Source organism: Methanobrevibacter intestini, from assembly GCF_047402955.1.
Classification (GTDB): domain Archaea; phylum Methanobacteriota; class Methanobacteria; order Methanobacteriales; family Methanobacteriaceae; genus Methanocatella; species Methanocatella intestini.
This window is the reverse complement of the sequence record NZ_CP187956.1, coordinates 1,323,833-1,338,649: the sequence shown is the minus strand read 5'-3', so window position 1 is coordinate 1,338,649 and position 14,817 is coordinate 1,323,833. Positions and strand designations below refer to the sequence as shown.

Genomic DNA, 14,817 nt, shown 5'->3' with positions numbered 1-14,817 from the left:
ATCAATTATAACCCCCAATAAGTTAAACCGGATTAAAACCGGTACAACACACATCAATAAATTCAAAATAAATTTATCAAAACTAAACAAATTTTGAATATGATTTATATTTATATTATAAGGACATATTTAAGATTTATCAAATATTTTTGAAAAGTAAAAAATAAGTTACATCAGAATTTAAAAAAAAGAAGAAAAAAGATTAAACAATAGAATTGAAGGCTTTTTCAATAGCTTCTTTTTGATTCATTGCCCTGCAAGCCTCTTCAACTCTATCAACATCTGCTTTTGTTTCAGGATATCTTGGAACTGCATGACATCCCCCATCATCCAATTTAGAAATTTCAAAAGTTCCGATGTCCTCAGCTATTCTGGTAATCTCCAATTTATCCAGACCTATTAAAGGACTTAAAATAGGCATGTCAACACCATGACGGGTAGCTAATATATTAGACAGTGTCTGTGAAGCAACCTGGCCTACACTGCTTCCGTCTACAATAGCAAGTGCACCGTATTTATGAGCTAATTTCTCAGCTATCTGATACATTCCTGATTTGCATAAAACACAGGTCATTTTCTCAGGAGCACAGTCTTTAGCCTGCTGCAAATACTCACCATATTTAACAACTTTTTTTGTAATGGGAACTCCTTTTGCATAGCTTTGAAGCTGATCAATTATTTTATCAAAGTTTTCATGAACTTTAGGACCTGTAAATGGAGCATTGTCACAGTGAAGTGCTATAACCTCACAGCCTCTTTTCATCATAAGATAAGCAGCCACAGGAGAATCAATACCGCTGGAAACCAAAACAACTACCTTTCCCTGTGTTCCCAGTGGAAGGCCTCCCGGACCGTCAATTTTTTCATGGTAAATAAAAGCTTCATCATCCCTTACTTCAACATATATTTTAAGTTCAGGATTTGTTAAATCAACAGGACATCCCACTTTTTTAACAACTACAGAACCGCAAAATGCAGCCATTTCCTGAGATGTGAAATCATGGTTTCCCACCCTTCTGCATTTTATGGCAAATCTGGTATCTTCACCTATAAATCCTTCACGAAGAAGACCATCCACATATTCACCTAATGTTTTTTCAATATCCTCATAATTTCCATATGTTGAAACAGCCGGAGAGTAAGATACAACACCAAATACCTTATTTAAATTTTCTAAACACTCGCCATAGTTTTTTGGAAAGATATATATTCTTCCCTGGTTTCTGTCAACTTCACAGTCAATAGCTGCTTTAATATTTTTAACTAATTTACGCTCAAAACGTGCCCTTACTTTTGAACTCTTTAAACCAATTTCACCATAACGTGCTATAACTACATCATAATTCATATTATTCCTCTTTTAATACTTTAAGGTGTCCAGCCATAAATTTAAGAGTGGATCCCTGTACCAGTACTGAAATACAAGTAACAACCATTACAATATCAAATATCAGCTGTGCATTATAAATACCATGTACCAACGGATAAAATGCAAATACAATAGGCACTGCCCCTTTAATTCCTGCCCATGAAACAAATGCCTTTGAAGGTCTGTCTATATCAAATGGAGCTAAAGATATTAATACTGCAATTGGTCTTGCCACAAATGTCAGTATCATTGCAATCCATATTGCCGGAATCAGAACAGGTATAAGTTCCTTTATTGATGAAAATGCACCAAGCAATACAAACATTACAATTTGCATAATCCATGCAATACCTTCGAAAAATGATAATTGCGTATATTTATATTTGATTTTGCAGTTACCAATTATTACTGCTGCAAGATATACTGACAGGAATCCGTTTCCCCCAACAACTTCAGTAGCTGCAAAAGAAAGAATAGCTGCTGACAACAGCAATACAGGATACAATCCTTCAACACTTAATTTAATTCTTGCAAGTAATTTTGAAAATCCTTTACCTAAAATTGCACCCATTACTAATCCTAAAGCTAATGATTTAAAGAAATTAAATACCAAAAGCAGTATGGAAGTTTCAGGATGCATTATCAAATAAATTACTGATGTTACAAGTATATACGCCATCGGATCGTTTGTAGCACTTTCCAGCTCAAGCATATGGTCCAAATTATCTTTAATATGTAACTTTTGTGTTTTGAAAATTGAAAACACTGCCGCTGCATCTGTAGAAGATATAATTGAACCTATTAAAAATGAATCCAGCCATCCCAAACCGAATAACAGATGAACAAGTATTCCTACAACCATTGCAGTAATAAAAACCCCTATGGTAGATAAGGAGATTCCTTCCCAGGTTACCCTTTTAATGTTGGCAAGTTCAGTATCCAGACCTCCCGAAAACATAATAATAATCAGGGCAAATATACTTATCGATTGAATCAGGTTATAATCCGCTATCGATGAGGATATAAATTGGTTAGTGTCTAAAATTAAACCTACAATTAAAAAAATCAATAATGCAGGAACACCGATTTTAGCTGTGAATTTACTTAACAATACACAGACTAAAAGTAAAAATCCTATAAACAACAGTACTAAATGAACATCAAACATACATATCAAATTATTTTAAAAAAATTCAGATTTATATCGCCGTTGCTAAAAAATATAACAGCTCATATAAATCTTTAATTTTAACATTTATAAGCATTATTGTTAAAGACCCTATTTAATTAAATAAGGTCAATAGCAGTATCTAATGCTTCATTCATATTTTCACATTGAGGTCCTGCTCCCTGAGCAAGAGTTAGACGGCCGCCACCACCGCCGCCAAGAACATTTGCAGCTTTTTTAATTATTTCATTTACTTTAATGCCTGCATCAATAGCCCTCTGGGAAGCTGCACCAACGATTTTACCGTCATTGTTACCCATTAAAACAACATCAGCCTTGTCATTGTCTGTAAAGTCAGTTGCAATTTTTTGAAGCTCTTTAAAATCAGCATCAATTAACTGTTTAACAACTTTAAGACCTTTGATTTCACTAACATCATCAGCTAATGAATTCATTTTTAAACTGGCTATTTCAGACTTTAACTTGTCAATTTCATTTTTCTGTGCTTTCCATTCCAAAAAGAATCTGTCACATGTTTTTGGAAGCTGATCATTATCAACCTTAAAGATTCCGGAACTTTCACGAAGCAGTTTATTTTCATTTTGAATAGAATCAACTGCAGCTGTACCTGCTGAGAAATCAATCCTTTCAACACCGTCCTGAACCCTTTCGGTTTTATTGATTTTAATTGGACCTATATCTCCAGTTCTTAAAACATGAGTTCCTGCACAAGCCTGAACATCAATCCTCGGTATTTTAACAACACGAATTGACTTGCCCGGTACAATACCGCCCTGATAAAGTTTAAATCCATATAACGATTCTGCTTCATCTCTTGTATAAAATTTAATATCCAACTCAATGTTGTCCATTACATATTCATTAGCTAATTTCTCAATTTCATTAAGTTCCTCTTGAGAAATACGTTTATAATGAGATAAATCTATACGTGATCTGGATACTCCTTTTTGAGCACCAGCCTGCCAGATATGTTCTCCCAAGATTTTACGGGCAGCTGCTACAATCAGGTGAGTTGCTGAGTGATGGCGGGCTAAAGTTATTCTTCTGTTCCAGTCAATTTTACCTTCAACTTTTTTACCGACAAATTTATCTAAATCAATGTCTCCATCTACATGATGCAATACCACATCGTTGACTTTTTCAGCATAATTGATATTGATTACATTACCGTCAGCAGAAATTGTACCTGTATCAGAAGGCTGACCTCCACCTTCAGGATAAAATACTGTTTTATCAAATACCAGTGTGTTTTTACCGTCTTTTTCAACTACTCCTAAAACTTCTGCTTCAAATTCTTTCTGATTAAAATCTTTGTAGAACAGTAAATCAGTTTCAGGATAATCAATTTCAAAAGATTCCTTTTTATTGGAGGTGTCTTTTTCATGTGCTCCTGCTACAAGAGTAAAGAAATTATCAGGAACATTTACAGTGAAATTATCTCCAGCTATTTCAACAACTGTTTCCGGAGGAATTCCATGAGCATCATATAAATCCATCAGCATATCCAAAGGCATTTCAGTTTTGCCTTCTTTTTTAAGTCTTTTAATGGATCTTTTAACAATACTGGTTCCTTTTTTAATAGTAGATTTATATCTTTCCTCTTCAAGAGAAATAATGTTCATGATATGATTTTCAGAATCTTTAATTTCAGGATAAAATTTAGTTAAAAATTCAAGCTGAATTCCCATAACCTCTGCCAAAGACTCTTTCATGTTTAATTCTTTCATGAAACGGACAGTTCTTCTTAAAACTAAACGGGCCAAATAACCTTCTTTTACATTTGAAGGAATAATGCCGTCAGCCAGCATGAAAGCAAGACAGCGGGTATGGTCTGCAATAATATAAATTGCTTCCATAGGTTCTGCAGATTCTAAAAGTTCATCTAAAGTAATGCCCAAACTATTAGCTACCTGTTGACGAAGCTCTTTAATATCTCCAATATCCTCAATATCCATCATACCAGCTATCTGAGCATTGCGGGCCAAAATCTCAGTATTGACTTTAACATCAGTCAACTCTTTTAATTTATCAACTACCGGAGCGAAACATGCATCATAAGCAGTAGGAGTTCCCTGAGAAATCCAGGCGATTCTTTCCAAACCGTAACCTGTATCTACAACTTTAATTGGAATTTCTTCTTTTTCACCATTGTCTAAAGTTTTATATTGGATGAAAACCAAAGTAGCTAATTCTACACCACGGACACAAACTTCATAACAAGGTCCTTCATTACCTCCGCCGCTCCACCATGATTTGATAAAGCAGATTTCCTCAGTGTTGATTCCGATATATTTGAAAAACTCATGACAAAGTCTTATTGTTTCATCTTCCCAGTAAATAAAATTTTCTTCAGTATTTATTACAGTATGGGATCCCATTGTAAAACAGGTCATGTGTCTGCCGGTTCTTCCGACATTATCAACATCATTTAAACGAACAGAAGGCTGTTCAATTTCTAAAGGATTTGCTGGAGGTTTAACCATACCGGAAGTAACCCATGGCTGGAAACAGAATATAGAAGCTCCAACTAAAAATACATCATCTCTCCATCTTTTAGCTAAAATAGGATATCTCTTAATAGGAGTATGTCCCTCTTTTTCTAAAAATTCTCTGAAAACTTGTTGAATTTCATATAAAGTATAAGGTTTATCAGTTGCAGGATTTCCAATAAATTCATATTCATCACATGGAGCATCCCCACAGGTATCCCTGTCAACTTGTGCGTAAAATTCATGTCCACAAGTTTTACATTTTTGTTTTTTATAACCAAGTTTATCGAATATTTCAAGCATTTCAATCAATTTAAAATCTATTTATTATAATTTACTATTTGTTTTTAATATAATAAATATATTTTTAGAAAAAGTAATTACATTAATAAGTGCTCAAAATAAGTGTTAAGTTGAAAATAAGTTTTAATTAATAAAAATAGTAGTTAATAAAAAAGAAAAGAAAAAGATAGAAAAAATCTATCCGAATAAAGCTCCTAAACCAGCTGCTGCTGCTTCTTCAGCTTCTTCTTCCTCTTCTTCTTCATCTTCCTCTTCTTCTACAGCTGCTTCAGCTGCTGCTGGAGCTGCTGCTGCAGGAGCTGCTGCCATAGCAGTAGTTTCCATTGCTTCATCAATGTCAACATCTTCTAAAGCTGCGATTAATGCTTTAATTCTAGCATCGTCAGCGTCAATTCCTGCTGCTTCTATAATACTTTTAACATTTTCTTCGTTAATATCTTTATCTGCACTGTGCAAAATCATTGCCGCATATATATATTCCATGTTATCACCATTAGTTTTATAATCTAATTTGTAAGGTTTATAATAATAAAAAATTTTAATTAATTATTTTAACCGAAGAGAGCCCCTAACCCAGCTGCTGCTTCTTCTTCTGCATCTTCTTCCTCTTCTTCTTCCTCTTCTTCCTCAACAGTTTCTTCAACAGCAGGAGCTGCTGCAACTGCTACATTAGAAAGTTTTTCAGCTAATTCATCATCTAAAGCACCTTCAGTACCTGATACTTCAGATGCTAAAGCTAACATTTTAGCTTGTGCGAGACCAATTATTGGCTCTGAGGTTTCAGAAGTCATTATTGCTGCATCAACACCAACATTGATTGCTCTGGTGTAAGCAAGAGTAATGATTGTGGAAATAGTTTCCTCTGTAGGAATAGCTGCATTAACAGACAAGTTGAATGCACTTTTAAATGCATTTTGAACATCTGCTAAAGTTTGTTCTTCGTCGATTGCGAGTACTTCAGAAGTATAAATTGCTTCTTCTTCGTATACTGCTCTTAAATCAATCCCAACTTCCATAGGATTAATATCCATTCTTGATAAAGTACTTGCAACAGCAGCAGATACTTCTTCACCTGCTTCTACAAGAACGGTTTCTTTAGAAACAACAATTTTACCTTTATCAATTTTAGCTGGAATTCCAACTTGTTGTAATTCACCGAGGAATGGACCTGGTTCAAAACCTGTGTCTCCTTCAGGTATAACAATATCATCAGTAGCAATAGCGCCCGGTTTAGCAGGAGCTGAAGTTTTACTGTCTTCTAATATTTTATACAATTTGAAAGGATTCATTTCAGTTGCGATAACTGCAACTTGACCTTCCATATGCTCTGATAAATCAACAATGTTGTTTTTACTAGCATTACAATCTTCGAGAGCTAAATCAATAAGATTCTTTTTTGACATTCTGATGACAGCTTTGTTATGAAGAGATTTCCTCATTTCTTGGAGCTGTTTTGCTGGAATGTTTAATAAATCAACAATTCCGATAACATCATATTTATCAATTAAAGATTTGAGCTCATTAACTTCTTCTTTTTTCCATTCAGCAACATGAGCCATTAGATCACCCTCACTATTGGACCCATAGTTGTTTTAATAAACATGGATTTAATTTGATTTCTTCCTTTATCTAAATGGCGGTCTAAGACTGTAAGAACAGTTTCAATATTTTCAGCTAAATCTTCATCTGACATATCTTGGCTTCCAACAATAATCTGAATAGCAGGTTGTTGTTTGATACCAACTTTAACTGTGCTTTGTAATCTTTCTAAAAGAGGATCTAATTTGATACTAGCTGGCACTGGTTTTGGCATTTTATTACGAGGACCAAGAATTGGACCTAAAAATCTACCAACAAGTGGCATCATATCAGCTTGAGCTATAAAGAAATCAACAGAGTTTGCTGCTTTTTTAGCTGCTTTTCTGTCTTTTCCTAACTCTTCTAAATCCGCTTTATTAATCACAAGAGCGACACCAGCATCTTTAGCTTGAACAATAAGTTCCCCATCAGCTATGACTCCGATTTTGACTTCTTTGCCACGGCCGTTAGGAAGAGTAACTTCCTCATTAAACCTATTTTCTGGTTTTTTGACATCTAAGTCGCGAATATTAACAATCATATCCACAGACTGTGTGAAGTTTCTCGGCTTTGATTGTTCTTTTGCCTCCTTCACCGCTTCTAATACTTCTTGTGTCATATTATCCCCCATGAACAAATACGTGTTCATTGGATTATTTTTTTAAATTTGGTTTCATGAGTAATCGATTAAAGAAAAAATTCTTCTTCGATTGCATGAATTAAACAGTATATCAATTATAATCGCAATTATAACATCATATACACTGTTTTATAAGTTTAAATTTTAAATTTGAATAGACAATGTTTATTCAACTAAAACATCATCGTATTTTCCAGCATCAACATCTTTTTGTGCTTCTCTTGGGTCTTTACCATCAACAGAAAGTCCCATACTTACACAGGTTCCCATTACCTCTTTGACACCTGCTTTGTAATCATTAGCTAATAATGAATCAAATTTCATTCTAGCTATTTTTAAAGCTTTGTCAATAGGTAAATCAGCTACAATATCTGCACCTGGTTCATGAGAAGCTTTTTCAATGCCGAGTTCTTCCATAATGAGAGAAGTAGTTGGAGGAGTACCAATTTCAATTTCAAATTCTTTAGTATCTCTATCAATGCTAACTTTAACAGGCACTTTCATTCCTGCAAAGTCTGCACTTTTATTATTAATTTCTTCAACTACTTGCATCATGTTAATACCGAAAGGTCCTAATGCTGGACCTAATGGAGGTCCAGGAGTTGCGCTTCCGCCTTCGATAAGAATTTCAACTGTATCTTTAGCCATCAGTCAGCCTCCTTTTGAATAATTCTAATTTGATCAGCTTTTACAGTAACCGGAATCGGTACTGCTGCTTCTATTAACTCTAGAACTACTTCTTCACGTGATTCATCAATACGAACCACTTTTGCTCTTTCTCCTTTAAACGGACCAGAAATAAGTTCAACAACACTTCCTTTTTGAATAGAGGAAATGATAGGTTCAGGTTTCAAGAATCTTTTAGCTTCTTCAAAAGTAATTCCATGTTTACCTTCGACAACACCTCTTAAATGAGGTACTTTAAGATCAGGATTCCTTAAATCTATTTTTGTTGAAGATTCTACTAATATATATCCTTTTAAAGATTCTGGGACAAGAATTGCAGAAATACCTATGCCTTCAACACTGATAGCTTTATGAGCTAAAAGTCTAGCAACATTTCTTTCCTGACCTGCAGAGGTTTTAAGAGCATATATGGAACTATTAGCATCTTCCATGAAAAAATCACCTATTTTTAAGTTAATAAAATCATATAGTTAAGTTAAAAGTTATTATAAAAACATAATTAAACAAGAAACGAATCATGAAATAATTAGATTCTTATAATATCTATATCTATATTGATAATAGTATTTAAAGTTTTCAAAAAATTAAATTTTGAAATAAAATTAATATTACAAATTAAATTTTATTATAATTTCTTGAGATTAAATTATGCAAAAATGAATAATTATAATCCTATTAATTCACCGATTAATACAATTACAAAACCGACAACACCAATAATAGCAATTCCAATTGCTACAATTTTTGAAAATTCCAAATATTCTTCTTTGTCTGGTTTTCTTGATACTTTTAATACTCTTTTACAATCTTTAATAGTTTTATCAAAACGTTCTTGAACATTCATATTAAATACCCTTTAATAAAAAACTACAGAATTTAATCCCATAGTAGTGAATTATAATAAAATAATAGTAATGAAATAATTTTTAATTTTATTTATTAATAAAGTTTTCTATGAAATAAAAAAAGAAAAATGGAATTAGAATATTCCATCAATGAAATCATCTAATTGATCTTCATTAGAAGTAGTTTCCTGAGAATCTTCAAAATCATCATCATTTACAGAGTTGCTGTCTTTAGACTCAGAAATACCTGAAACAACAATAGTTGTTCTAATAGTATTCTCCAAGCTTTCATCAATTTGAGCTCCCCAAATAATGTTAGCTTCAGGATCTAATTTGTCAGCAACAACCTGTACGATTTTTTCTGATTCATGTAAAGTCATGTCAGAACTACCTGCAATGTTAATTAAAGCACCAGTAGCATTGGAAATGTCAATGTCTAATAATGGGCTGCTTAATGCTTCATGGACAGATTCTAATGCTCTGTCGCCAGAATCAGATTCACCCATACCAATCATAGCCATACCGGAACTGCCCATAATACTTTTAATATCAGCAAAGTCCAGACTTACAAGACCGCTTTTAGTAATCAGTTCAGTAATGCCTTTAACTGCCCTACCTAAAATTTCATCAGAAACCATGAATGCTTTGTTTAAAGGGAGGTTTGGTGCTACTTCCAATAATTTATCATTTGGAATAATAATTACAGTATCTGCAGCAGATTTAAGTTTTTCCAAACCGTTTTCTGCATTTTCCCTTCTTCTAATACCTTCAGCTGAGAAAGGCATAGTAGCTACAGCAACAGTTAATGCACCTGCTTTTTTAGCTAATTTAGCTATAATTGGTGCTGAACCAGTACCGGTTCCTCCACCAAGCCCGCAGGTTACAAATACCATATCTGCACCTTCAAGTTCATCTCTAAGTTCATCTTCTGTTTCTTCAGCACATTCTTCACCAACAGAAGGATCTCCACCAGCACCTAATCCGCCACATGTTTGTTTTCCCAAGAGGATTTTTTTACTAGACTGGCTATAAAATAAATCTTGAGCATCAGTGTTTACAGTAATTGTTGTTGCTCCTTCAATACCTATTTCATTTAATCTAGAAATAGTATTATTACCTGCTCCCCCAGCACCAACAACAAAAATATTAGTTTTATTTTGTTTAAATAATTTTATTAAATCATTGTCAATATCTGAGGAAATTTTTTTAGGTGCTTTCTCTTCCATTCTTTCTTCGGATTCTTTGATTGCATCATCTATAAATTTCACGAGTTAACCCCACATACTCTTTAAATATGTTAACTATTTTTGTAACAACTAATATTTAAATGCCACTACTTTTTAAATTTTGATTGGAAAAAACTAAAATAAATCCATTTGGCATATAATTTAGCTATGAAATGAAGTATAATTATCTAAATATTTTAAATATAACCGAAATACAAGATTAAAATCAAAATAAATTTACAAAAAAGAATAAAAGGAATTTAAGTATAAAAAATAAAAGTTCAAAATATTAAAACAATCCAAATACTATTAAATTTTAATATCTTAATTATAACCATTTAATACAAGAAATATTTAATTACAAATGTATAATTAAGTAAAATAACAAAAAATATAAATTAAAATAAAACATTGAAAGAAATTATTGGATTTTTTATTATTAATCATGATTAAATATTAACTTATTGAAAATAGTGACATCATACCTTCTATTTTTGAAAAAAGACAAAACAAATCTATTTTAAGTTAAAAAATTGAAAAAAAATAAAATTATTTAAAAATAAAATTAAATAAAAAAATTAAATAAAAATAAACAGTTAATTAAAAAATAAAAATAATTATTGAATAAAATACAATAGTTTTATATATGTCTAAACATTATACTATTAAATAATCTCAAAGAAATATTGAAAATAAACTAATTAAAAAGAATATTTAATGAATATTATTTAATAAAATTAAGATATTTTTATAAATTTATAATGATGTTCAAAATTTTATTATAATTTTATTAAAGAAAAATGTAGTTTTATTAAATAATATTTGATAATTCATGTATCTTCGAGATTACAAAAACAACAAAGGTAATTTAAATGTTTAAATTTGATAAAGAACAAACCGTATTTGATTTTGGTGGAGTAAAAATGGGTGGACAACCAGGAGAATATCCAACAGTTTTATGTGGTACTATTTTCTACGGCGGACACAACATAGTTAACGATGAATTAACAGGAGATTTCGATAAAGACAGAGCAGACAAACTTCTCACTGACATGATTGAAATGTCTGATGTAACTGGAAACCCTTGTATTGCTCAAGTTTTCGGACAAACTGAAGAAGCTATTGTAAAATATCTTGAATTTGTTGGAGACAACTATGAACTTCCATTTCTTATAGACTCCACTTCCGGAGATGCTAGAGTAGCTGGTGCAAGATATGCTGATGAAGTTGGTTTAACTGAAAGAGCTATTTACAATTCCATTAATATGTCTGCAGAAAAATCTGAATTAGAAGCACTTAAAGAAACTGATATTGACTCATCCATTATCTTAGGATTCAACCCAATGAACAGTACTGTTCAAGGAAAAATAGCTATGTGGGAAGACGGAGATGACGGATCTTACGAAAAAGGTTTACTTGAAGTAGCTGAAGACTGCGGTATTACTAAATTTATGATGGATACTGCTGTAACTCCATTAGGACAAGGTGCAGGTATTGCAGGTAGTGCTACTTTTGCAGAAAAATCCAAATGGGGATATCCAGTCGGATCAGGTATTCACAACATCCCATCTGCTTGGGACTGGTTAAGAGATTACAAAAACGAAAGCGGAAATAAAACTGCATTTACTGTTTGTGATATTGGTGCAAATATTCTTCAAGTAATGGTTGGAGGAGACTTTGTTTTATTTGGACCTATTGATAATGCAACAATCTGTTTCCCAGCTATTGCTCAAACTGATATGTTTATTGCAGAAGCTGCTGCAGAACTTGATACTGAATCTATCGAATCACATCCAATTAATAATCTATTATAAAAAATAATAATTACCTATTTTCTATATTCCATTTAACCAATAAACCATCACCATTAAAAAAAAATAAAAAAAAGAAGCTATTGACGAGGCATAGCTATAATTTCATGAATATTTAAATCAAAAACATTAGTCATGTTAGCCGGAGTTAAAACAAGTGCAGTGTCAACACCATGTGCACGTCCACCAACAGCTATGATTTCTTCATCAACAGGAATTAATCCCGCATCTGCAGCCATAATAGAAATTTCACAAGCTACTTTTACACCATGTGAAAACATACGAAGAGTATCAGCTATAATATCCGGAGGATTTATACCCCCTAATTTATTAGTGATTCCGCGACCAACTCCACTAAATGCATGGGATCCGATAAAAGTATCAACACCTTTTTCTTCAAGTTCATCAATCATTTCATCAGTTATGTCAAGTTCATTCGGTCCGCTGAATCCTGCATGATGGCTTACATTGATTATTTGTGCATCTCCTTCAATAGCATCTGCTAATTTTAAAGCTGATGCACCGGATGCTGAAGCAATAAGAATATATCTAATCTCATCAGATTCATCTAATCTTTGTTTAACAAGAGAAATTAATTCATCAGTATAATCTTCTCCTTCTTTTTCAAAATATGTTATAGATTTTTCCATTGAAATCACCTTAAATAATAATAAATACAATATATTATTTATATTGAATAGTTGAAGGAATTTTATGAGTAAGGATTTGGAAAATATTAAACACATAAGCAATGGAGACTACTTTGTAATACCTATTGAAACCGGATATATCAAGCCTAATGAAAATTTAAATTCAATTATAAATCCTGCAAAAGAAATTATGGAAGACGGGGATTATTTAGTAATAGCTGAAACACCGATTTCAGTTTCACAGGGAAGACTGGTTGATGAATCCAAATACAAACCATCACTTAAAGCCAAATTTCTTACAACGGTCTGGAGCAAATATTTATGGGGATATGTCTTTGGACCTCTTTTAGGAATTAAAAAAAGAACCATTAAAAACTTACGAAGACTTCCTAAAGAAACTTATGCTCATAAAGAAGTAGTTTTACAATTATACGGTTTAAAACATGCCCTAAAACCGGCATCCGAAGCTGGAATTGATTTAAGTAATGCTCCTGGAACTTGCGTATCTCTTCTTCCTGAAAATCCTAAAAAAGTAGCTAAACAACTGAAAGGCGAAATTGGGAAAGATGTTTGTGTAATGATTATCGACACTGATGCAACATATAAAAAGAACGGGAAATATTTCACAGGACTTCCAATAGCTATTGACGGTATTGAAGCAAACAAAGGTGTAATCGGCTATGTTAAAGGACAGTTAGGTGAGAATATGGGATCAACACCATTAGGCTGCAGTGAAAATATCAGTGTTGAAGAAGGTTTAAAAATGGCCAATATTGCTGAAGACTATCAAAAATCATTAGCTACTGAAATGTCAACAATACATAGTGTCAAATCTGTTTTAGGAACTGATGAAAACAATGTGACTATAGAAGCTCTTGATTCAATAACTCATACCCCTGCTGTAATTATAAGAAAGAAATAATATTTATAGTAGAAACTACATAAATAAATCATTGATTATTACATTATTATTTTTTTAAAATCAAAGCATTTTTAGGAGAAATTAAATGATAGATGATCCCTTAGTAAAAACCTTGTTAACCAGTGTTGTAGAAGATGAAAGTAATTTAGCTATTGTTCAGGCATTAATTGAGGGTGTTGAAACAGATGAAGCAATTGCTGAAAAAACCGGAATTAAATTAAATATCGTTAGAAAAATCCTTTACAAACTTTATGATATAGGATTGGCTACTTACAAAAGAAGTAAAGATCCGGAAACACAATGGTTTACTTACTCCTGGAAATTTGAAGAACAAGAAGTAATTAATCATATTAAAAAGGATTCAGAAGAATGTCTAAAAATGCTTAATAATGAACTAGAAAAAGAAGAAGATACAATGTATTTTGTATGTCCTCAAGGACACATCAGACTTGATTTTGAAACTGCTACAGAATATGATTTCATCTGCCCTGAATGTGGTGATGAATTAGAATTCTTCGATAATACTGGCTTAATTAAACAAATAAAAGACGATATCAAAACTGTTGAAAGCAATTACAAATCTTTTACCAAAAAGGTTGATGCTTAAGATAATATGGAATTAAAAATTTTAAAACAAGAAGAAACACCTGAAAATGTAATTGAACATTCCAAAGCAGTTTATAAAAAAGCTATGGTGATTGCAGCTAATTTTAAAAATGCTGATAAAGATCTTATTAAAAAAGGAGCATTGTTACATGATATTGGCCGGTCTAAAACCCATGGCATAAGTCATGCTGTTGAAGGGGCGAAAATAGTTAAACAATACGGTTATCCTGAAGAAGTTCAAAATATTGTAGAAAGACATATTGGAGCAGGTATCACTGAAGAGGAATCTGTTAAACTTGGTCTTCCTAAAAAATCATACATTCCACAAACAATTGAGGAAAAGATAGTTGCACATGCCGACAATCTGCTTAGTGGAACAAAAGATGTGGACATTGATTTTGATATTGCCAAATGGAAAAGAAAAATAGATAAACCTGAAGAAAATATTAAACGATTAATTGAATTAGATAATGAATTAATCAAAGCATTTGAGGATGACTAA

General features: G+C 32.3%; 15 protein-coding genes. 4 read left to right on the top strand and 11 right to left on the bottom strand.

Annotated features, from left to right (window positions below):
* Positions 1-202: 202 nt before the first annotated feature.
* The 10 genes from thiI to ftsZ all read right to left on the bottom strand — a co-directional run bounded on the left by thiI (position 203) and on the right by ftsZ (position 10,368).
* Positions 203-1,348: a tRNA uracil 4-sulfurtransferase ThiI gene (gene thiI, locus ACMC9J_RS06145; RefSeq protein ID WP_427003064.1), complete on the bottom strand. Its 1,146-nt coding sequence runs from the start codon at positions 1,346-1,348 to the stop codon at positions 203-205.
* Position 1,349: 1 nt separating this feature from the next.
* A complete protein-coding gene (locus ACMC9J_RS06140) occupies positions 1,350-2,537 on the bottom strand; it encodes a potassium/proton antiporter (protein WP_019264519.1) in 1,188 nt (395 codons plus the stop codon).
* Between the two features lie 119 nt (positions 2,538-2,656).
* Complete coding sequence (gene alaS / locus ACMC9J_RS06135; RefSeq protein ID WP_427003063.1) at positions 2,657-5,350, bottom strand: alanine--tRNA ligase; 2,694 nt, start codon at positions 5,348-5,350, stop codon at positions 2,657-2,659.
* A 177-nt stretch (positions 5,351-5,527) separates the two neighbouring features.
* Complete coding sequence (gene rpl12p / locus ACMC9J_RS06130) at positions 5,528-5,833, bottom strand: 50S ribosomal protein P1 (RefSeq protein ID WP_427003062.1); 306 nt, start codon at positions 5,831-5,833, stop codon at positions 5,528-5,530.
* A gap of 68 nt (positions 5,834-5,901) precedes the next feature.
* Entirely contained in the window at positions 5,902-6,909 is a 1,008-nt protein-coding gene (locus tag ACMC9J_RS06125; protein ID WP_019264522.1) for a 50S ribosomal protein L10, read from the bottom strand.
* On the bottom strand, positions 6,909-7,577 hold the full coding sequence (locus ACMC9J_RS06120; RefSeq protein WP_011954010.1) for a 50S ribosomal protein L1: 669 nt from the start codon (positions 7,575-7,577) through the stop codon (positions 6,909-6,911). Before ACMC9J_RS06120 ends, ACMC9J_RS06125 begins: the two co-directional genes overlap by 1 nt.
* Positions 7,578-7,733: 156 nt before the next feature.
* Positions 7,734-8,216, bottom strand: coding sequence for a 50S ribosomal protein L11 (locus ACMC9J_RS06115; RefSeq protein WP_004032376.1), 483 nt, complete (start codon positions 8,214-8,216; stop codon positions 7,734-7,736).
* Positions 8,216-8,686 (bottom strand): transcription elongation factor Spt5, encoded by a 471-nt coding sequence (locus ACMC9J_RS06110; RefSeq protein ID WP_004032377.1) that lies wholly within the window; start codon positions 8,684-8,686, stop codon positions 8,216-8,218. The genes ACMC9J_RS06115 and ACMC9J_RS06110 overlap by 1 nt, the downstream gene beginning before the upstream one ends.
* Positions 8,687-8,919: 233 nt before the next feature.
* On the bottom strand, positions 8,920-9,099 hold the full coding sequence (locus ACMC9J_RS06105; protein ID WP_019264523.1) for a protein translocase SEC61 complex subunit gamma: 180 nt from the start codon (positions 9,097-9,099) through the stop codon (positions 8,920-8,922).
* 135 nt (positions 9,100-9,234) lie between these two features.
* Complete coding sequence (gene ftsZ / locus ACMC9J_RS06100; protein WP_427003061.1) at positions 9,235-10,368, bottom strand: cell division protein FtsZ; 1,134 nt, start codon at positions 10,366-10,368, stop codon at positions 9,235-9,237.
* Between the two features lie 830 nt (positions 10,369-11,198).
* Here ftsZ and mtrH point away from each other — a divergent pair.
* Positions 11,199-12,140, top strand: a complete 942-nt coding sequence (mtrH, locus tag ACMC9J_RS06095) for a tetrahydromethanopterin S-methyltransferase subunit H (RefSeq protein WP_019264525.1) — start codon at positions 11,199-11,201, stop codon at positions 12,138-12,140.
* Positions 12,141-12,217: 77 nt separating this feature from the next.
* On the opposite strand, the gene ACMC9J_RS06090 is transcribed toward mtrH, so the two are convergent.
* Positions 12,218-12,787, bottom strand: a complete 570-nt coding sequence (locus tag ACMC9J_RS06090) for a pyruvate kinase alpha/beta domain-containing protein (RefSeq protein ID WP_019266459.1) — start codon at positions 12,785-12,787, stop codon at positions 12,218-12,220.
* A 64-nt stretch (positions 12,788-12,851) separates the two neighbouring features.
* Here ACMC9J_RS06090 and ACMC9J_RS06085 point away from each other — a divergent pair, with 64 nt between their 5' ends.
* The 3 genes from ACMC9J_RS06085 to ACMC9J_RS06075 all read left to right on the top strand — a co-directional run bounded on the left by ACMC9J_RS06085 (position 12,852) and on the right by ACMC9J_RS06075 (position 14,817).
* Positions 12,852-13,709: a coenzyme F420-0:L-glutamate ligase gene (locus tag ACMC9J_RS06085; RefSeq protein ID WP_427003060.1), complete on the top strand. Its 858-nt coding sequence runs from the start codon at positions 12,852-12,854 to the stop codon at positions 13,707-13,709.
* An 85-nt stretch (positions 13,710-13,794) separates the two neighbouring features.
* Positions 13,795-14,316, top strand: coding sequence for a transcription factor E (gene tfe / locus ACMC9J_RS06080; protein WP_019264528.1), 522 nt, complete (start codon positions 13,795-13,797; stop codon positions 14,314-14,316).
* 6 nt (positions 14,317-14,322) lie between these two features.
* Positions 14,323-14,817: a TIGR00295 family protein gene (locus ACMC9J_RS06075; protein ID WP_019264529.1), complete on the top strand. Its 495-nt coding sequence runs from the start codon at positions 14,323-14,325 to the stop codon at positions 14,815-14,817.